We start from the raw sequence: 19,074 nt of genomic DNA, 5'->3' as shown, positions 1-19,074 counted from the left end.
TCCGAGTAGAACAGCGACTAAACCGTCGGGAATGATGAATCACCGCCTACAGCCGCTGCGCCTTCTTCCTCTTCCTCAAGCCCAGCGTTTTCTTGTTGCTCATCTAATAGAGGGTCATAATCATCCATCGGGTCCACGTCTTCGGTATCCCCAATCTCGATGTCCGTGTACACGTGTGATGATTCATTATCAAAGCCAGGTGTCGGTTCAAACGGTACCCATCCGACATTTGGGAAGTACACTTCCACCCACGAGTGGGCATTGGAATTGGATACCTCATACACGCTCTGGTTGTCTTCTGTTCCAGAAAGCTCACCAGACGTAAATCCTTTTACCCAGCGACTTGGAATGTCTTGAGAACGCAGCATGACAACCATCGCGGTAGAGAAGTTATCACAATAACCAATCTGGCTGTCGAATAAAAACTGATCGACATAATCTTGTCCTTCTTCAGGGATTGGCACGTTCTCAATTTCATAATCGTATTCAAGGCGCAAATGCGTCTCAATGGCCTTCACAGCGTCATATCGATTTTCACTCTCAGATGTTAGATCATCGGCAAGTTCACGAACCCGGTCTGGAAGCTCGTTTGGCAATTGCAAATACCGGGACACAATCGCTTCCGGGTCATCACTGTCATCTAATGGCGTGTATTCCATCCGTTCTATTGAGAAGTCGGCATCGTTATACTCAATTTCCATACCTGCTTCTTCATTGTACCCCGTCCCCATCTCAATTCTTCCGCTCACCGAATCTACATAATAATTCATGGGGTTGTCATTCGAATGTGCTTCTAAAAACTCACCTTGCGTAAAAATCATATCATTGGCGCTAAACGTGGTGTATACGTCACATGCGCCGATTGCTCTTCTACTTCTGTGTCATTTCCATAGAGCTGCACACGGCCTCTCTCTTCAATCGCTTCACTATGTTGTTCTGTTACCCAACCATGACCGGTATACACATGCTTGGACTCACCCCGCCAATACCCAGGTTATCAACGGATGCATACATGACAGGCGTATCATCCATTTCAAAACCTCCGCCGAGACGATCGTCATGATCTCCATAGCCAATCCGACGGTTGCCTGTATCATATTCCGTGCCAAAACCGCCTGCAGCTTGAATGAAAGGAACAGGATTTGGCCATTGCGGCGTCAATTTTGGTGCTGAGACAGCTGCAGTTGTTGCAATGCTAACGACGAGTAACGTGACGATCGACCAACGCCACCAATGCCTCATGGAAATGTTCATATACGTTAGTGATAACCGCGACATCTTCAAATGTGCAACGAGCACAAACCCAATGATGAATAACCTGAGCATCGCCCATGCGCCGTCATAAAGCGTAAATGTATCAAGAACAGCAACATAAATGACTGAACATATAAAGAAAAACATCATTCGCCTGACGTAGACAACCCAATAAAACGTGAGAAAGCTCATGAGTGCTAAGAGAATCATGAATAAAAAGGAGCGGTACATTTCGTTCAAAGCGTACAAGTCACCCGTAAAGATGAGCAGCGTTTGCTCAAACGTCATCGATAAGAACGTTTGCCACCACGAGATTCCTAAAAACACATCTTGAAAGAATATCGTATGCATACTATACAAGATTGCAGCTGTGACAAACAAAAGCCGTAGTATGAAATGCATCGAAATTGCATTGACAACAAAAAGAAATGCCGTTAACAACAAGAATACGTGCACGTATCCGGTATCCGTAAAATAAGGCAATGGAAATAACCATTCAGCCAATAAAATGTATGTGAGCAGATACAAAAATACGTGTTGAGGGTTTTGAAAAAAAGATGTCCCACTTCGCATTAGCTGCTCCTCCTTCTCGACACCCGACGCACATCGGTTTGATGAGTGAGCGGCATTTCTATTGTCGGAATACGCAACTGTTTGAATTGGATTGGCGCTGCTTCGTGATTTCCGTAAAAAACAATCACATGCTGCCCCAATTGTTTTAGCTTACGAACATCCGCAACGGCACCGTCATGAAGGGTAGGGGTCACATAAATGACCGTGTTTAGAAATTGGAAGCCTTTTTGAATGGGCGCGCGTTTCATAGCTGCTGTTGGAGTGATTTTGACAAGAATATTCATTACGTGCCGTAAATGCGTATGATCTTGCCCTTTCTTCGTCGTATAGGAGCGTTCACCTACAGCAGCGAAATTCATCAGAATCCCATGTTCAAAGCTATGATCAACTAGCCCTGCTGTCCATTCAATCGCCGACTCAAATGCGCCGTTGTCTTCTGTCCTCGTATCAAGCATGACCGTATACCCTCGACTTTCTTCACGGTCAAAAGCCTTTGTTGCTAACTTGTTCTGACGGGCGGTGACTTTCCAGTCAATACTTGACAGGCGGTCACCCGCTACATATTCACGCACGTTAGAAAAATCCATCGTCTCATCATAACTTGATTTTGCCTGTCCACCGCCTTCAAGTTTCGCCAAGTGGTGTGGTTCCATCTTCCTTTGCAAAAACGAATCGGGGAGCGTGGCAAGGTTTGGATATACACCAAGCTCATTCGTCACTTTCTTTATCGCTTTTCGGCGAAAAAATCCAATCATATCCCCTGTCTCAAGTGTGAAGTGATCGAACGGGTACAATCCACGTTTGACGCCTTTGACGACATAACTGTATGTCTTCTCTTTGGCAAACAACATAAAAAAGAATGCACCTGGGTGACTTTCAACTCGCACCCCTTTGGCACTTCATCCATGACGCCTAAATAAAGGAGAGGGAATGGGCCTGTTTTCCTTACAGTCACTTCAACCGTCGTATGATCCCCGTTCTTAAGTTGATGGTCACGAATCGTACGACTCACTTGTACGAATTTAAGTGGCGTTACGGTCGAGAGCATACCAAGACCGACGATGGTTACCACACTGTAAAATAAAAACCAACTAATAAACCCGCCTTGAAACATGGCATAGCTGTATAACACGGCAATCATAATGACCGTGAACAACAGTCGGAACACGAGACCGAAAAAGTTCCCGTATTTGAACTTCATCGAACGATATCTTTCCGGGTTGCTGGCACGTTTACACGCTTTAACACGCGTTCAATTAGAGCAGTATCTTCCCCTTGTGCTCCCAATACATCGGTCTGAAGTACCAATCGGTGACCGAGTACGAATGGTGAAAGGTATTTCACATCATCAGGAAGCACATATTCTCGACCATTTACATAGCATACGCCTGACTCGCACGCATGAGCGCAATTGAACCACGCGGCTGACGCCAAGCTCGACGCCTTCAAGATCTCTCGTTTCCCTAACAATGGCGACGATGTACTGCTTCACAGAATCATCGACATACACACCGGTGACTTCTTGTTGTAATTGTTCAATTTCATCTACAGAAATGACCGATTGCAAATGCGAAAACGGATGAGTATTCTCTGTTCGATCAAGCATATCCATTTCTTCCATTTCATTTGGGTACCCCATCTGTATACGGAATAAAAAGCGATCCAATTGCGCTTCGGGCAATGGGTACGTTCCTCCGTGCTCAATCGGATTTTGCGTAGCCATGACAAAGAAAGGCTCAGGCAGTTGATGGGTTTGACCATCCACGGTAACCATGCCTTCTTCAAGCGCTTCAAGCAACGCTGATTGTGTTTTTGGTGAGGAGCGGTTTATTTCATCAGCCAACACAATATTCCCCATAATCGGGCCAGGACGGAATTCAAATTCTTGCGTGCGTTGATTATATATTGATACACCGGTGACGTCGGATGGAAGTAAGTCCGGGGTAAACTGAATCCGCTTAAAATCGGCACTTGTTGCTTTAGCTACTGAACGAACGAGCATTGTCTTTCCAACACCAGGAACATCTTCAATAAGTACATGACCCCGTGCTAAAAGTGCAGTAAGCGTTAGTGTGATGACCTCACGTTTTCCGACTACGACATACTCGACAGCTTCTATAATTTCTTGTAATTGAGTTCTCGGTTGATTCAAAAAAATTCCTCCTCAACATTCTCCTTCTCCGTAACTTTCATCATAACATTAAATAAATCCTTCAATGATCATTTTTTTCTGTAATTTCTCCCATTTTTTTCAGTAAGCAAATCGTCGCCTATTTGCTATACGAAACATACGGTATACGAAAAGGCAATCGAACAGATGGCCAACCTATGCTACAATAATGTGAATTGATCAATTGTTCGGAAAAAACCCATGAAGGGAGAGGCTCTCATTGCAAATTCGATTCGTGAACACGAGTGAACCGGGCATCGCAGAAGAAATCTTAACGGTTCAGTGCCCCGCATATGAAGAAGAGGCGAAAGTAATTGGATTCGACGGCATTCCTTATCTAAAAGATACCGTTCATTCAATTCAATCAAGTACGGAAACATTCCTCGGTTGTTTTGAAGATGATACGCTACTTGGGTTTATCGCTTTTGAAACTGGGGCCAACCAGGCTCAAATTACGAGGCTATGCGTGCTCCCGTCTTACTTCAGAAAAGGTGTCGCAACGCGTCTCGTTAACCATTTGCTTACCCATTCCATCCCTGAAACGCCTATACACGTTCATACTGGAAGCTTGAACACACCTGCTCTTCATTTATATCGGCAATTTGGCTTTGTTCATGACCATTTAGTAGAAGCACAATCGGGTGTATGGTTGCAATGCCTAACTAGAGGATCCCCGTAATTTAATACAATTCATTGTATTAAACAAGCTGCCATAAAAGATGATGCTCTTTTATGGCAGCTTGTTTTTCATTAAAATACCGTTGCAACAATGCAATACAAGATAATCGTTGCAAATAAAATACTCATATGGTTCAGAGAGTAAATAAACATGGATTTCGCCCATTTTTGGGGATCCATCCGCCGATACCCGATCATACTAAGCAACAACCAGCCGACTCCTAAGATGAGTGCAACGAGCACAATCCCTAAACTGAGTGGCATAAACAAAAAGCTGGCAAAAATAAGTGCAACTAAGTATACATTCGTTTGCACGTATGTGCGTCTCAATCCTTTAACAACGGGAAGCATTGGCACCTTGGCAGCTTTGTATTCATCATGCTTACGAATGGCAATTGCGTAAAAATGCGGCATTTGCCATAAGAGCATTACGACAAAGAGTCCAAGTACACCCGCGCTGAGCATATCCGTTGAAATGGCTGCCCAACCGATAAGTGGAGGCATTGCTCCTGAAATACTCCCAATTTCAGTATTATAAATCGACCGTCTCTTTGACCACATCGTGTAAGGGATAACATATAGAAATAGACCCATAAACCCGAATAATGCTGCGAGTGGTGATGCAAAGAATAAAGCGAGTAGCCCTAAAAGAGCGATTGTCGTTCCAAATATAAGTGCAGTACGTACAGGCATGACTCCCGTCACTGTAGGACGGTTCTTCGTACGTTCCATGATGCTATCAATATCTCGATCATATACATTGTTAAACGTGCCGGCAGCACCGATAATAAATGCTGATCCAATCGTTGCAAACACAATTTCTGGGATCATTTGCAATGGACTTACTTGGTTGGCATATAAAGCTAATGCTATACCCGCAAACATCGCAATCAAATTTGATTTAACAATCCCTGTTTTCACCGTCTCAGCGATGACTTTTGAAATGCTTTGACGTGGAACCGATAGGGAGGCAGATGCGGTTGAGGCCGTCGTTGCCTTATCCATTGTTTTGTCCACTTTTACATTACTTCTCATTGTCCCCCTCTTTCCTCTGGCGCCGATGATATCTCTATATAGTCTACCATGATTCGCACAAAAAAAACCGCAAATCCACAAATAAGCGTGTGAACAATATGTGGATGCGGCAAACGAGTCCAAATTGCTCATTTTAGTGTACCCTCTCACTAGAAATTCTACAACATCGTTCTTTAATGTAAAGTACAATGATAGATAGCAGAACCTTGAAAGGGGCGAGACTTTTGCTCGTAAACTCACAGCTCATCAAAAAAATGGAAGCCGCTGAATCGTATACGCTTCAACAGCGTCTGCAGTCATATATGGAACAGCCAGGTAACCCGATGGGTGTAGAAATCGGGGCGTTTGAGGGCGCAAAGGCTTTCGTTGTAAAAAAGATTCCAGGCCCTTCACTAAATACTGTACGGCTTCTAACCCCAAGTCATTTGCCGTTGTTACCTGATATTATTGACTTTTACAAACAGCACAAAAGCACACCCACGTTTGACATCTCTCCAACGACAAACATTGAACCGTTGCTACGTGGTTTGTCAGAATATGGATTTTATCAAGCGGGGTTCCATGTTTGCCTTTTTAAGCCGATTAACCCCGACACGAGCATTTCTCATAATGAGTTGTCGACCCAATTAAACGGTAACGATTCATCGTATTTCGGGGAACTGTACGCTGGTGCTTTTGCCATGCCTTCATCCTTTTCAGAAACGATTGGGTTAAATAACGAGCAGTTAATGGACGATCCTAATTGGTTTTATTATCATCGCGACGATAGTTTTGGCGTTCTTCACATCGATGGAGATGTGGCCAACCTTACCGGAGCGGGCACACTCCCTAAAAAGCGTGGAAAAGGGCATCATCAAAACTTAATTCACACGAGAATCCTAAAAAGCGCTCAGGCAAGTTGTTCACTTGCCATTGCCCAAGCGTCTTTTCAGAGTCAAAGCATGTCGAATCTAATGAAATCAGGGTTTCTGATTGGATATATGCGTGCAATTTGGCGAAAGCGTTAGAAAGACTCGACGACAATTTTGCCAATCACACGCCCGCTTTTCAGCTTCTCATGGGCATGTGTTAAATTCTTCGCATTAATCGGTGAGTATACGTCTTGAACCGTAGATTTTAGCACACCTTGGTCGAACAGCCGAGCAGCTTCTGTTAATAATTCATGCTGTGCAATTTGGTCATCCGTTTCATACATTGAGCGAGTAAACATGAACTCATAACTAAACGTGATGCTTTTTGTTTTCAGTAGTGAAAGGTCCAACGGCTCTTCAGCGACAATGCTGCAAATGTTTCCTTGCGGCGCACAAGCAGCTGCAATGCTTTCCCAGTAGTCAGATAGATGAGTGCAACACAAGACATACGAGTACAAATCTTGTCCATCAGCTAATATGTCTCTATGATCAATCACGTGGTCTGCACCTAATGCGTGCACCCACTCTTTCGTTTCTTTACGCGACGCTGTCGCCGTAACGCTAAGGCCAACCCATTTCGCAATCTGAATCGCCATTGACCCTACGCCTCCGGCTGCACCGACAATTAACAACCTTTTCCCTGCGTTTTCTTCTCGCTGTTTCTTAACACCCATTCGATCAAATAAAGCTTCCCAAGCAGTAATTGTTGTTAATGGCACTGCAGCTGACTCGGAAAAAGATAACGATCGTGGTTTCTTCGCCACAATACGCTCATCTACGAGATGATACTCACTATTCGTGCCAAGTTTTGTGACATCACCGGCATAGTAAACATCATCGCCTTCTTGAAATTGTTTGACCCCATCGCCGACTCGTTCAACGACACCAGCAGCATCATAACCAAGAATTCGTGGCTCTTCAAACTGACCAACACCAGCCGTAAATTGTTTCGTGTCAACGGGGTTCACGGATACCGCTTTGATTTTTACGAGCAATTGACGCTCCGTAGGTTCAGGTTGTTGAACCGTAACATCTTCCAAGTTTCCATCATGATAAAATCCGACTGCTTTCATACGATACACTCCTCTCTTCATCTTATTTTCCATAATAAAGAAATGTACGAATATTGTCACAGTGGAAGTGTTATGATGATCATGATTAATGGAGGTGAGAATGGTGAATACGATTAAAGATTTTATCGTGATGGCGATGGGCACCTTATTATTTGCCATGTCCATCACACTATTATCAATGCCAAACCAACTTGCCGAAGGAGGAGTTGCTGGACTTTCATTACTACTCTATTATGGAATCAATTTATCACCTGCACTCGTAACATTCATTGTAAATGGCATTCTTCTGGCTATCGGTTATCGTTTTCTTCCACGGCGTATGGTGATGTTATCGCTCGTGAACATCCCACTACTTTCCTTGTTTATCTTTCTCACAGAAGATGTAGGATCTCCAATTAACGACCCTCTACTTGCTGCAATCTTTGCAGGGATCTTTACAGGTGCTGGATTTGGACTTATTTTCCGAGCACGTAGTTCCATGGGTGGTACATCGATTATTGCGAGAATGCTGAATTTTCGTTTCGGTTTTGATCTTACGGCTACGAACTTTATTCTAGACTCATGATCGTCCTGAGCGGAGTTTTTATTATTGGACCTGTGTATACGATGTACACCATCATTGCGCTTTTTATCGGAAAGAAAGCGACTGATTTTGTTTTAGAAGGAGTCAATACGAGACGGGCAGTGAATATTGTCTCCAACAAAGCACCAGAAATTGCTGAAGAAGTCGTTCAAAAAATGACAGCAAGTGCTACCGTTTTTAAAGGGCACGGCATTTATACACAACAAGAGCGAAATGTGATGTACATCATCGTACCGACTCCACAATTGTTCTATCTAAAAAAGATCGTTGAAAAAATTGACACTAACGCATTCATCGTCGTCCATCACGTTCGTGAAGTGTCTGGTGGCACATACGTGAAACGAAAAAAAATACAGAAGCGAATTCATTCAAACTATTCTGTCTGAACAAAGCATACTCGGTTGACAGTCTTGCTATGAAATGATAGATTACATTTTAGTTCATTAGTGATTTATCGAACTAAAGTAATTAAAGGGTGATTCTCATGAATGCGGTTATTATTGCTGTTTTACTTATGATTATTCTAAGCCTTATGCGTGTACATGTGGTCATTGCCCTCATTATCGGTGCATTGGCTGGTGGACTTCTTGGTGGTCTAGGCATGGAAGGAACGATCTCAACCTTTACCAACGGGCTTGGTGAAAATGCGGACATCGCTCTTAGTTATGCCGTTCTCGGCGCCTTCGCAGTGGCGCTCACTAGAACGGGACTGCCACAGTTGCTCGTCGATGGGGCTGTTCGTCTCATTGGTAGAAAAGGAGAATCGCGGTCAAAAACATTGCCGAAAGTGCTCATTCTTTTCGTCATCTTTTTAATCTCTTGTATGTCACAAAATGTTATCCCCATTCATATTGCTTTTATTCCGATCCTCATTCCGCCAATTTTACAAGTGTTAAATGAGCTTTTGATTGACCGCCGAGCGGTTGCGTCAATTATGACGTTTGGTCTAAAGGCGCCATACATGCTCTTACCGTTTGGATTCGGGGCACTATTCCATAATATTGTTCTGGAAAATATGACGTTGAACGGGATGGACTGCCGGCTCATCAATGTCGTTTGCAATGCTCTTACCGACAGCCGGAATGTTCCTTGGACTACTTGTTGCTGTTTTTATTACGTATCGTAAGCAACGCACGTATGAAAACATCCCTATCGAGAGTGATCACACAAACGAATCGGTGTCTTACACGGTTTACTCCATCATTTTTGCCATACTCGCCGTCATTGCAACGGTTGTTGTTCAAATCATTTACGGGTCCATGATTTTTGCAGGACTTGCAGGTTTAATCATTCTTGTGTTTAGCAGAAACGTTCGATTTAAAGAATCAGATGCACTTTTAACTGATGGTATGAAAATGATGGCATTTATCTCCTTTGTTATGATTGCCGCCGCTGGGTTTGCTGAAGTTATTCGAGAAACGGGGCATGTGGAGCAGATCGTCGATGCTTCTACAGCTTGGATGGGAGACAGCCAAGGGCTAGCTGCCATCATCATGATTCTCGTCGGGCTTCTCATCACGATGGGCATCGGTTCTTCTTTTGCGACCGTGCCGATTATCGCTGCTTTGTTCGTACCTATTTGTGCAGCGATGGGCTTTAGCCCCCTTGCCACGATTGCATTAATCGGAACAGCTGGTGCTATTGGTGATGCAGGTGCACCGGCATCGGACAGTACATTAGGGCCTACTGCAGGTCTTAATGCGGACGGCCAGCACAACCACATTTGGGATACGTGTGTACCGACATTTTTACACTTCAACATTCCCCTTGTCAGTTTCGGTTGGCTCGCTGCTGTCATCTTATAGAACGTATAAAGGCTGTTCCTAGAAGTCGGTTGACCGGCTTTTAGGAACAGCCTTTTTTATCGAAAGGAAATTGCCTGCGCAAACATTGACGGTTTGTGATTCTTTTTGAATCTGAAAATGTTTTGCGTTAGAATGAGAAAGTTGGATTAATTTTCGCAAAAAAGAAGGGCTTTTATATGAATTTTAAAGTATATGTATTGGCTGTTTCTGCCTTTGTTGTCGGTATGGTGGAATTAATTATCGGCGGAATTCTGCCGATAATTTCTGAAGATCTTGGCGTATCTGTCGGCGCTGCTGGACAGCTCATTACGATTTTCGCACTCGTTTTTGCCGTTTCTGGCCCTGTGCTTCTCTCGTTAACGAGTCGGTTCGAGCGCAAACGGTTATACTTAATTTCTCTTGGTGTATTCTTCGTAAGTAACATCGGTGCCTTCTTAAGCCCGACGTATGCCGTGCTCGTGATCTTTCGTGTAATTACGGCGATGAGCGCCTCGCTCATTATCGTATTGTCGCTCACGATTGCTCCGAAAATTGTAAAACCAGAGTATAAGTCTAGAGCGATTGGAATTATTACGATGGGAGTTAGTTCTGCATTAGTGCTCGGTGTCCCGTTAGGTGTCGTCATAGGTGAAGCTTATGGTTGGCGCATCCTCTTTCTAATTATTGCTCTACTAACACTTGTTGCAGGGCTCGTTATTATGAAGTTTCTTGACGCCATTCAACCAGAACAAGTAAGCACCGTTCGAGAGCAAGTGCGTTCCTTACGGCACACGAAACTGTCATCAGCACATCTTGTCACATTGCTTGTGTTAGCCGGACACTATACGTTTTATGCGTATTTTGCAGAGTTTCTCAATGTGACGATGAACCTGAACCTTTTTGGGTTAGTGTTGCATTCTTCGTGTTTGGCATCTCAGCGTGAGCGGAGGGGGCATCGGTGGATTCGTCACCGACAAAATCGGTCCGGAAAAAACGGTGCTCATCTTCACCGTTCTTTTCTTTATCGTATTAGCCACCATGCCATTCGCCGTCAATTCATTAGTACTATTCGCTATATTCGTCGTGATATGGGGCATGCTCAGTTGGTCCATTGCTCCAGCTCAACAAGGCTATCTCATCAAAACGGCTCCCGATACTTCAGACATTCAACAAAGTGTGAACACATCGGCATTGCAGTTTGGAATTGCGATCGGTTCTGGTGTAGGAGGTCTTGTTGTGAATGGCTGGTCGGTAACAGCCACTCCACTTGCAGGCAGTGTACTCGTCATTTTAGCGCTTGGGTTTGCGCTTTATTCGTTCAAACAACCTGCTATCCAAGGAAAAACGATTTAACCGTATCCAGTGCACAGACCGCCCACCTTTCTCATACAATAATAACTAGAAACGTGAGGTGGTCGAATGAGCAAAAATCAACAAAATAAAAAAGGGCAATCAAGCCGAGATGCCGAGCTCATTCAAATATCGGAGGACTTGATTTACTTTGGGTCAATTCTGAATACCACGTCCTCATTTCTCGGCCTTATCGGTGTACAAATTGCTCGTGAAGTGGCTGCCCGTACAGAAAACACAGAAGCTACAGAGGCGGCAACCGGCTTTGCCTTTCAATCACAAGTGGCTGAAAACTCACTTCTGCTACGAGATGGGCAAATCGCACCGGAACATCTAGAAAACAAACTTGAGCAACTCCGTACAGAGCTCAATCACGTAAACTGGAAGATTAAAAATTTGCAATCACAACTAAACCGCAAAAGATAACCGTCAGATCAATACGCCCAATTGATCTGACGGTTATGATTAAGACGTTCTTTCTTTAATCTTTCGTATACGTACAACGAGTGAGACAACTAAACTAATGATCATGAGAGCCGCACATACGATCATCCCAAATATAAGCGTAGGGAACACGAAAAGTAACCATGTCGCATCACTTAACAGCATGAATGCAATATACATCCCACCGCCAATTAAAAACCACACCATCATCATGATGCCAGGAACAATGTAAAGATCTTTGAACTTTCGATAAAAAAGCCACGAGCCTAGTGCTGTCACCGCCAGCGCTGCTACGATTTGCAAGATTGTTATCCAGTGCATGCGAACCCTCCATTTTTTCTATTGCGCACTCTACACGACCACACCCTGAATTGCAACTTCCATTTGTTATTTAAACTGCGGCATTTCTCGTTCCATATACGGTATACCTAACTGCTCATACCAGATGTTTAATCCTTCCCATAACGCCTCACAGCATGCATAAACAGCTTTTGTGTCCTCTAATTTGCCTGTTAGAACGCGAGAAGCTAATGGTTCAAACCCGGCAGGTATCGAATCTGCGGCAAGTGCTTCTTGAAACGTTTTCGCACGCGTGCTATACCAAATCCGGTTCCACAGCCCTATGAGTTTCGCTGTTTGCCAAACCAAGTCATATGCACCCATTGGTAAATAACGAAAGTTTTCCATCTCCATGTTGCCGCGAATTTTACCCATTGTTTCATACGGCTCCCAAATCATAAAAATTCGCATCGTCGCTCGGATGTCTTGTTCGTCAATAAGAAGTGGCAACTCGCGAGCTCGTTTAAACAGCTCACTTGGGTCGTGAAGTGGAAGGATGTTCATATATATGCCAGTTCGGATTGCCCAACTGTCATCAACCTTAGTTGCTCCTTCTAGAAACTGTTGCTCAGTTGCTACAGACAACTCAAGTTTAAACGGAGGATAAACGAATTCATGCTCTTTTAACGTACAGTTGTCAGTAATAATCACATGCATTTCGATATCTGAATAACGGCTAACCGAGCCTGTAGCCATCGAACCATACAACCCAATCGCGACGATCTCTCCCGCAAATTCTGAAAGCAATTGCTTTGCTACCGAAGCGTAAAACTGCTCTTTTTCTTGAATTGACGTCGGCAATGGATGTTCTCTCACACGAATCACCTCATACACTATTATTTCCCGGGCAATGTTTGGCTCATATGGCGTGTGGCATACAATGCACCAGCGACGGCCAATAAACCTGCCGTTCCTTTGCCAATCATCATCGCTGTCATATGTTCAGGGCTCACCCCTGCGACAAACCCTAGATGGCCACCAAATACAAACGCCCCAGCCACACAAAAAGCGGCAACAATAACCTTTCCCCGTTCATTCATATGCTTATAAATCGCCAATGCCGGAATTGCATGTGCTAAAGATACGAGCAGTCCCGCACTGCTTTCTTTGTTCAAGTTAACCTTCGCCCCCACCGTTTGCAGAGGTTTTTCTAACACCTTTGAAATCACATATACGAGTGGCATAGCGCCAGCCAATACAATGACAATCTGTCCTAAAATCCCCATTCCTTCTTGTAACGGTGCGATATTTGGGACCATGACGAACAATGTATCGGTGGCGAGTAGCATCAACCCAATGACTGCAACAACCGTAACGGCTTTTCCAATCATCGTAAAGAGAATGATCACCAATGAAGCTTTGAACATCAAACCTAAAAGTATAAGTACAGATAACCCGATCGCTGGGATTAGATTGTTGAGCATCATGCCTGTAGAAAACCCAGCCACCCAACCACCTGCTAGACACCCAATAGGAGCAAACATAATGCCAATAAGTATACCTCGAATAAAGTGCGGGGTGTCTTGCTTTTCAATGATTCCGAGTGCAACAGGCACTGTAAATGCAATGGTTGGGCCATACATCGTTCCAATAAGCGCCCATGCGAAAACCTTCGCATCCTCATTGTAGTGAAGTGCCTCGCTAACGCATAACCACCCATATCAATGGCGATAAACGTATTAATCACTGCCGCCGGTTCAATACCTGTGAATCCATACAGTGGGTCCGCAATTGATTGAAGCGACGTGGCAATGATGGGCGCTATCGTAGTGATGCCAACAATAATGATCATCAAAGCGCCGAGCAATTGAAATGCCTCATGAAACTTATGCCCAAGCCCTAGTTTTGAACCGAGTAAGTAGTCTACAGCTGCCACAATAAATGAGCAGAGAAGTACGATGAAGATCACGTCATTAATTGTCATTACTCTTCATAAAAACGCATCGGTTTCTTTTCTTCCTTATAATATTCAATTCGCTGATCTCTACTACCTGTATGAAGTTCAAACCGATGACCATCTGGGTCAGAGAAGTAGATGGAGTGTCCTTCACGTCCTTTATCCCGATCTCTACCTTCGTCATATGAAATTCCGACCTTTGTAAAGTTCTCCTTTTTCATCTGGAGTTCTTCAGGTGTGACGGTGAATGCCATATGTGTATATGAATGTGAAATTTCGTTTCTTGGAATGTCAGTCTGAACATTTAACGCAAGCCAAACTCCTGCTAAATCAAAATAGGCCATCCGTTCCCCTTCTACAAGAATCTTTGCATCAAGTGCCGTTTCATAAAATTCGATCGATTTCTTTAGATGACTAACTGAAAATGTAATGTGATTAATCTCCATGAGAGACCCCTTTCGTCATCGTATGTTCTTTGTTTAACTCATAGAAAATCTTATGACTCCACGCGAGTATTGTGGAGAGCAGAATTAATCCTCCAAGAATAATAAATAACACCGTGAAATTGTAAGCTTCTGCAAGTAACCCACCAACCCCTGCCCCTAGAGGAATTCCTGCTTGCGCCAAAATGGTTCTAACCGCAAATACACGACCTCGCAAATGCTCTGGCACTCGTTTTTGGTAAAACGTCGTATTATTAATTGTAAAAAGCATGGCGATAAAGCTTGGACCGCCGACACGACCCAAGCGACCCAAATCGTCGTCGTAAACGCCAATGTTGCCATCGCAATACCCGAACACGTGAGACTGCCTAACATCACTACGCGCAAGTTTTTTGGGGACTGCCATATGCCCGCCGTAACAGAACCAAGCATCATCCGATCGAGAAAAGAGACATGAATATGCCGTAGTGGAGTTCGGTTCCACCGATGTGTTCAAGGATATACGGTAAAAACATTGGTTGTGCCGCACCTGTACTAAAATTAATGGTTAACATCAGAATCCCAATCCAAAACAATACCGGGAACACTCGGTAAAAGCCAATCCCTTCCTTAAACATTTGGAACCACCGTTCTCCAGCCGTTGACCTTTCTCTTTGTATTTTCGTTAAAAAGAGCAACAAAACCCCGGAAACCGTTAGTACACTCGTAATGAATATGAGAACAGAGTTGGGTCCGAGAAAGGCGAGTAATACTCCTCCTAAAGCTGGGCCTAGCATCATTGTTAGTTGCATCGTTCCTTCTAACAGCGCATTGCCTCGCTGTAGTTTCGATTTTGGGAGCAGATACGCAACATACGCCATTCCAGCAGGGCGAAATAGTGGTTCTGCTAGTCCAAAAACAACCGTCGCTGCAAATAACAACCCAATGTTCAATCCACCCGTTACCGAAAAAACAAGAATTACGCTAATCGCTAACGCCCGCATGAGCTCAGAGAAAATCATGACACTTTTGTATTGCAACTTATCAATATATGGACCTGCAATGAGGTTCATAATAATATTTGGAACGGTAAAGAGGATCCAAGTAAGACTCATAAAAATTAATGAATCCGATAATTGATAGACTAAAAAAGAGATAATGAACGTCGTAAACGTACTCCCGAGTGCCGATGCAGACTGGGCAATCCAGAGAATGACGAACGAACGACTCATATAAACTTTCATAATGACTGCTCACCTCCACGCAAAAATTGCTGGAGCCGAAGCGTCATGGCGTCCATCCCTTCTTCTCTGTAAGAATACCGATCATTTTTTCCATATGTAGAATGCACTCGTACTAGGCCTGCAGCTCTAAGTGTGATGATGTGGTGATGCACCGTACTTTTCGCTAAGCCCATCTCTTCGTGAATTTCTCCAAAACTCTTAGAAGTTCCAACTAGGAGTCGCAAAAGCGCTAATCTCCGTTCATCGCTGAGTGCTTGTTGCACCCTTAAATAATAGGAGGAATCGTTTCACGGAATAGCACAAGATCATCTGCTGAATACGCATAATAAGATACATCCTCATAGTCTTTGTATAACACAATTGGACGCCAATGATAGTGGGGCGTTACGATGACGGTACGACTTTTCATATCTTCTAAGTAAATGCCATTCGTCACCTGCTCAACAGCTTGTACCGGTGGGTATTGGTCTATAATTTGGTCGGCACGTTGCTTTTGCATCCACAACCCAGCTGTCACTTTTGCCTCAATTTTGTGATAATATCCATCATACCACGTGCGCAAAATTTCATAAATTTCTTTTCCATCACTTTGAATGGAATACGGATTTCTTGGATGGCTCTCTGGCCACTGCTCACTCTGAACCTGTTGTAAGAAAGTCATAATTCCTTTAGGTTGTACACCACTTAACAACAAGTGTTGATCCAAGTATAGCAACGTCTGTTCAAACGCCTCTGTGTCTATGTACCCAACTGATCCTTAGAAAAAGATGTTCCCGCTCCCTCTTTCCATTTATGGTTAAGATCAAACCGTTTTTGATGCGTACGATTTCTAAATAATCTCAAACTAAGGAGAAATTCCATCACAGGTTTACACTCAGACTGAATGCGCATATTGTTCGACTCCTATCGAATAGTATAGTTCGATTCTAGTCGAACAATTCGTAATTTGCAAATCTTTTTTCCTATGTTACCCTCGTATTAGTGAGCGATAAAGGAGAGGATATTCATACTTTCTAAGTGGACGTGGTACCAACTCATTATACTTATGATCCTGTTTACAGGGTTATCGTTTGCACACCTCATCTCTCAATGGATTGTGAATGTGTTCTTTTCCCCAGACGGCACGGTGATCCCTAGTTCGGTATCAGGATTGTTTTTGATTGTGTTCGTATTCGTTGTGTACGCGCTTTTCCTCATCGAAAATAAGAAAGACCCGTCATTGTTTGATCATGCTTTTTGGTCCAAAGTGCCATTCGTATCATCGGTTGTTTTAGTTATTTTAACCATAGGTTTTATGATTAGCTTTGAACTCTTTTCTCTCTCCGTGCAATCTCATTGGTTGCTTACTTTCATCTTCATCTTTATCTTTTTAACCTTTTCTCTCCTCACCTCTCTTCTCTCTCGTACAAATGATAGTCCTCAACAATCCATCCATCTAACGATGGGTATTCTTGTTGTCGTCCTCTTATTGTTCGTATTACTTTAACGTGCGGTTGCACGTTTTTTTTATTGACAAGATCATTTTATCAGATTATTATTACTTTATATCGATCAGTACTGTTTATTAATCAGTACCGATTAAAGCGATGGTGATAATGATGAATGTTCAATTCAAAAAGGGTGTGCTCGAGTTATGCGTACTCATACTCACGTCTCATAAAGACCGTTACGGGTATGAATTGGTTGAAGAAATATCAAAGAAATTCGAAATATCTGAGGGTGGAATTTATCCACTGCTTCGCAGAATGACGAAGGAAGAACTGTTTTCCACGTACTTGTCTGAATCCAAAGAAGGGCCTCCAAGAAAATATTACGCAATTACAAATAAAGGCTTGCTTTTAAAAGACGAATTACTAAAGGAATGGAATCATTTTACACAAGGGGTTCAAGAAATTATTCACGGGGAGGATTCTCATGACTAAAAATCAATATATATCCGTATTGCAACAACACTTAAACGATATACCTGCTCACGAGCAAGAGGAATTCATCAATGATTATAAAGAACATTTCGTGCTTGGCATAGAGGAAGGGCGGAGTGAAGAAGAGATTGCCGACCGGCTAGGTCCCCCAGAAAAAACAGCGAAAGAAATTCGAGCTCAATATCAATTAACTGCCGCTGAACAGAAGCCGACGTACAAAAGCGTATCCAAAGCCGTCTTTGCCGCTGTTTCCTTAGGCTTGTTTAATTTGATCTTTATTTTAGGACCATTACTCGCACTCATATCTATCCCGATTGCCCTTTTAATCACAGCAGGAACGCTCGTCATCTCTCCCCTTTTGCTGCTCATCCAAGAAGGGATTGGTCAGAGCTATTGGAATCAAGGATTTCTTATGATTGGCTATGTTGGTGTCGGGCTTTTGCTAGGCATTGGCACGATGAAGCTCATCCAGTGGATGTACAGCTTAATATTGCGATACGTGAAATTTAATTTGAGAATGGTAAGGAGTGAGTCTAAATGATACGTATTAAGCCGATAGTGATTACCGCCAGTAGCATGATTCTCATCTCCATTATTGGAAATGTTGGACAATACATTGCCGGAACGAGTCCCTTTCAATTTGAAGATATGGACCAATCGTATACGTACGCAACAGAAGATATTGATCGCCTTCATATCCAAGCTGACGTCGGCAGTATTCAAATTAGTCCCCATGACGATGATGAAATTCTTGTTGCTTTAGAAGGCAGCCAAATGCGGATGCAAAGGAACCATGTAGAGCTTCAACATCGCTTAAACGATGCCACGTTAGAAGTCGTTATGGACCGAGAACCGCGCGTACAACTGTTCAGCATCTTTCCAGAGAGGCACACACTGAATGTTTATGTTCCAGATGTAGACTTGGAGCTTGTGACCGTTTCAACTTCTGTTGCCAACATTGAAGCTCAGAATGTCTCTTCACAAGCTTGGCGTTTCTACTCTGATGTCGGAAGCATCCAAGGTACGAACTTAAATAGTCAAATTGAAGCCGAGACCGAAGTAGGCGCCATTCGTTTAGACATGGATGAACTCGTTAACGACGTGACCGTGCGTTCAAGCGTTGGCAGCATCACTGTTGCAGTAAAAGAATTACCCGACATGATTCAAAGTCATGTACAAACAACAGTTGGTGTCGTCGACACAGAAGCCATTACACATATCGAACCTTCCGGTGACGCTCCGAAGTTAGATTTACAAACAGAAGTGGGAAGCATTACCGTCGTAAATGACTAATCACAAATCCCGAAAAGAGGTGATTGAAAATAGCGCATCACTATACACGTTACTCGCTAACAAGAACCATCGGGTCCGATTTTTGTGGAATGAACGTAACAT

Annotated in this window: 24 protein-coding genes and 4 pseudogenes; 11 read left to right on the top strand and 17 right to left on the bottom strand. The window is 43.4% G+C overall.

Going from position 1 to position 19,074, the window contains the following annotated elements:
* Positions 1 to 17 precede the first annotated feature (17 nt).
* From JCM19039_RS14250 to JCM19039_RS14235, 7 genes are read right to left on the bottom strand one after another with little or no spacing between them, the layout of a single operon-like run.
* On the bottom strand, positions 18 to 821 hold the full coding sequence (locus JCM19039_RS14250) for a transglutaminase family protein (RefSeq protein ID WP_052398824.1): 804 nt from the start codon (positions 819 to 821) through the stop codon (positions 18 to 20).
* Positions 818 to 964 carry a hypothetical protein gene (locus JCM19039_RS24490; RefSeq protein WP_193744251.1) on the bottom strand — a complete coding sequence of 49 codons (147 nt, stop codon included), beginning with the start codon at positions 962 to 964 and terminating at the stop codon, positions 818 to 820. The genes JCM19039_RS14250 and JCM19039_RS24490 overlap by 4 nt, the downstream gene beginning before the upstream one ends.
* Positions 940 to 1,827 carry a hypothetical protein gene (locus tag JCM19039_RS14245; protein WP_042428323.1) on the bottom strand — a complete coding sequence of 296 codons (888 nt, stop codon included), beginning with the start codon at positions 1,825 to 1,827 and terminating at the stop codon, positions 940 to 942. The genes JCM19039_RS24490 and JCM19039_RS14245 overlap by 25 nt, the downstream gene beginning before the upstream one ends.
* Positions 1,827 to 2,582: a DUF58 domain-containing protein gene (locus JCM19039_RS14240; protein WP_193744250.1), complete on the bottom strand. Its 756-nt coding sequence runs from the start codon at positions 2,580 to 2,582 to the stop codon at positions 1,827 to 1,829. Before JCM19039_RS14240 ends, JCM19039_RS14245 begins: the two co-directional genes overlap by 1 nt.
* Entirely contained in the window at positions 2,579 to 3,028 is a 450-nt protein-coding gene (locus JCM19039_RS23895) for a hypothetical protein (protein ID WP_152550224.1), read from the bottom strand. Before JCM19039_RS23895 ends, JCM19039_RS14240 begins: the two co-directional genes overlap by 4 nt.
* Positions 3,025 to 3,261: a hypothetical protein gene (locus tag JCM19039_RS28035; RefSeq protein ID WP_373975751.1), complete on the bottom strand. Its 237-nt coding sequence runs from the start codon at positions 3,259 to 3,261 to the stop codon at positions 3,025 to 3,027. Before JCM19039_RS28035 ends, JCM19039_RS23895 begins: the two co-directional genes overlap by 4 nt.
* Positions 3,176 to 3,979: an AAA family ATPase gene (locus JCM19039_RS14235; RefSeq protein WP_373975749.1), complete on the bottom strand. Its 804-nt coding sequence runs from the start codon at positions 3,977 to 3,979 to the stop codon at positions 3,176 to 3,178. Before JCM19039_RS14235 ends, JCM19039_RS28035 begins: the two co-directional genes overlap by 86 nt.
* A gap of 238 nt (positions 3,980 to 4,217) precedes the next feature.
* Here JCM19039_RS14235 and JCM19039_RS14230 point away from each other — a divergent pair, with 238 nt between their 5' ends.
* Positions 4,218 to 4,676, top strand: coding sequence for a GNAT family N-acetyltransferase (locus tag JCM19039_RS14230; RefSeq protein WP_052398823.1), 459 nt, complete (start codon positions 4,218 to 4,220; stop codon positions 4,674 to 4,676).
* 71 nt (positions 4,677 to 4,747) lie between these two features.
* On the opposite strand, the gene cyoE is transcribed toward JCM19039_RS14230, so the two are convergent.
* Complete coding sequence (gene cyoE / locus JCM19039_RS14225; protein ID WP_081834541.1) at positions 4,748 to 5,710, bottom strand: heme o synthase; 963 nt, start codon at positions 5,708 to 5,710, stop codon at positions 4,748 to 4,750.
* 224 nt (positions 5,711 to 5,934) lie between these two features.
* Between cyoE and JCM19039_RS14220 the strand changes: the two genes are divergently transcribed.
* Complete coding sequence (locus JCM19039_RS14220) at positions 5,935 to 6,717, top strand: hypothetical protein (protein WP_042428317.1); 783 nt, start codon at positions 5,935 to 5,937, stop codon at positions 6,715 to 6,717.
* Here the strand turns inward: JCM19039_RS14220 and JCM19039_RS14215 are convergent.
* A complete protein-coding gene (locus JCM19039_RS14215) occupies positions 6,714 to 7,694 on the bottom strand; it encodes a zinc-binding alcohol dehydrogenase family protein (protein WP_042428314.1) in 981 nt (326 codons plus the stop codon). The genes JCM19039_RS14220 and JCM19039_RS14215 overlap by 4 nt on opposite strands.
* 88 nt (positions 7,695 to 7,782) lie before the next feature.
* On the opposite strand from JCM19039_RS14215, the pseudogene JCM19039_RS25715 reads away from it, so the two are divergent.
* The 5 genes and pseudogenes from JCM19039_RS25715 to JCM19039_RS14195 form a co-directional block, all read left to right on the top strand.
* A pseudogene (locus tag JCM19039_RS25715) lies at positions 7,783 to 8,363 on the top strand (YitT family protein); the annotation flags it as partial.
* Positions 8,364 to 8,432: 69 nt separating this feature from the next.
* On the top strand, positions 8,433 to 8,663 hold the full coding sequence (locus JCM19039_RS25710) for a DUF2179 domain-containing protein (RefSeq protein WP_307190271.1): 231 nt from the start codon (positions 8,433 to 8,435) through the stop codon (positions 8,661 to 8,663).
* A 98-nt stretch (positions 8,664 to 8,761) separates the two neighbouring features.
* Positions 8,762 to 10,082, top strand: a pseudogene (locus JCM19039_RS14205) (Na+/H+ antiporter family protein).
* Positions 10,083 to 10,258: 176 nt separating this feature from the next.
* Positions 10,259 to 11,414, top strand: a pseudogene (locus tag JCM19039_RS14200) (MFS transporter).
* Positions 11,415 to 11,480: 66 nt separating this feature from the next.
* Positions 11,481 to 11,837, top strand: a complete 357-nt coding sequence (locus JCM19039_RS14195) for a hypothetical protein (protein ID WP_042428311.1) — start codon at positions 11,481 to 11,483, stop codon at positions 11,835 to 11,837.
* A 39-nt stretch (positions 11,838 to 11,876) separates the two neighbouring features.
* On the opposite strand, the gene JCM19039_RS14190 is transcribed toward JCM19039_RS14195, so the two are convergent.
* The 8 genes and pseudogenes from JCM19039_RS14190 to JCM19039_RS22255 all read right to left on the bottom strand — a co-directional run bounded on the left by JCM19039_RS14190 (position 11,877) and on the right by JCM19039_RS22255 (position 16,463).
* Positions 11,877 to 12,176 carry a hypothetical protein gene (locus tag JCM19039_RS14190; RefSeq protein WP_042428308.1) on the bottom strand — a complete coding sequence of 100 codons (300 nt, stop codon included), beginning with the start codon at positions 12,174 to 12,176 and terminating at the stop codon, positions 11,877 to 11,879.
* 66 nt (positions 12,177 to 12,242) lie between these two features.
* Complete coding sequence (locus tag JCM19039_RS14185; RefSeq protein WP_042428305.1) at positions 12,243 to 13,010, bottom strand: kanamycin nucleotidyltransferase C-terminal domain-containing protein; 768 nt, start codon at positions 13,008 to 13,010, stop codon at positions 12,243 to 12,245.
* A gap of 20 nt (positions 13,011 to 13,030) precedes the next feature.
* A pseudogene (locus tag JCM19039_RS14180) lies at positions 13,031 to 14,118 on the bottom strand (ethanolamine utilization protein EutH).
* A complete protein-coding gene (gene fosB / locus JCM19039_RS14175; RefSeq protein ID WP_042428302.1) occupies positions 14,118 to 14,537 on the bottom strand; it encodes a metallothiol transferase FosB in 420 nt (139 codons plus the stop codon). The pseudogene JCM19039_RS14180 and the gene fosB overlap by 1 nt, the downstream one beginning before the upstream one ends.
* Positions 14,527 to 14,940: an MFS transporter gene (locus JCM19039_RS22270; RefSeq protein ID WP_152550223.1), complete on the bottom strand. Its 414-nt coding sequence runs from the start codon at positions 14,938 to 14,940 to the stop codon at positions 14,527 to 14,529. The genes fosB and JCM19039_RS22270 overlap by 11 nt, the downstream gene beginning before the upstream one ends.
* Before the next feature lie 25 nt (positions 14,941 to 14,965).
* Complete coding sequence (locus tag JCM19039_RS22265) at positions 14,966 to 15,757, bottom strand: MFS transporter (protein ID WP_052398820.1); 792 nt, start codon at positions 15,755 to 15,757, stop codon at positions 14,966 to 14,968.
* On the bottom strand, positions 15,754 to 16,020 hold the full coding sequence (locus JCM19039_RS22260) for a helix-turn-helix domain-containing protein (RefSeq protein ID WP_081834540.1): 267 nt from the start codon (positions 16,018 to 16,020) through the stop codon (positions 15,754 to 15,756). The genes JCM19039_RS22265 and JCM19039_RS22260 overlap by 4 nt, the downstream gene beginning before the upstream one ends.
* Before the next feature lie 2 nt (positions 16,021 to 16,022).
* Positions 16,023 to 16,463 (bottom strand): hypothetical protein, encoded by a 441-nt coding sequence (locus JCM19039_RS22255; protein WP_152550222.1) that lies wholly within the window; start codon positions 16,461 to 16,463, stop codon positions 16,023 to 16,025.
* A gap of 339 nt (positions 16,464 to 16,802) precedes the next feature.
* Between JCM19039_RS22255 and JCM19039_RS14160 the strand changes: the two genes are divergently transcribed.
* From JCM19039_RS14160 to JCM19039_RS14145, 4 genes are all read left to right on the top strand, one after another.
* Complete coding sequence (locus JCM19039_RS14160) at positions 16,803 to 17,243, top strand: hypothetical protein (RefSeq protein ID WP_042428299.1); 441 nt, start codon at positions 16,803 to 16,805, stop codon at positions 17,241 to 17,243.
* Positions 17,244 to 17,355: 112 nt separating this feature from the next.
* Positions 17,356 to 17,679: a PadR family transcriptional regulator gene (locus JCM19039_RS14155; protein WP_042428298.1), complete on the top strand. Its 324-nt coding sequence runs from the start codon at positions 17,356 to 17,358 to the stop codon at positions 17,677 to 17,679.
* Entirely contained in the window at positions 17,672 to 18,220 is a 549-nt protein-coding gene (locus JCM19039_RS14150; RefSeq protein ID WP_042428295.1) for an HAAS domain-containing protein, read from the top strand. Before JCM19039_RS14155 ends, JCM19039_RS14150 begins: the two co-directional genes overlap by 8 nt.
* Positions 18,217 to 18,972, top strand: coding sequence for a DUF4097 family beta strand repeat-containing protein (locus JCM19039_RS14145; RefSeq protein WP_042428292.1), 756 nt, complete (start codon positions 18,217 to 18,219; stop codon positions 18,970 to 18,972). The genes JCM19039_RS14150 and JCM19039_RS14145 overlap by 4 nt, the downstream gene beginning before the upstream one ends.
* Positions 18,973 to 19,074 lie beyond the last annotated feature (102 nt).

This window comes from Geomicrobium sp. JCM 19039 (assembly GCF_000698145.1).
In the GTDB taxonomy this organism is placed as follows: domain Bacteria; phylum Bacillota; class Bacilli; order Bacillales; family Marinococcaceae; genus Geomicrobium_A.
Note: the sequence above shows the minus strand (reverse complement) of the source record. Positions and strands in the feature narration are given on the sequence as shown.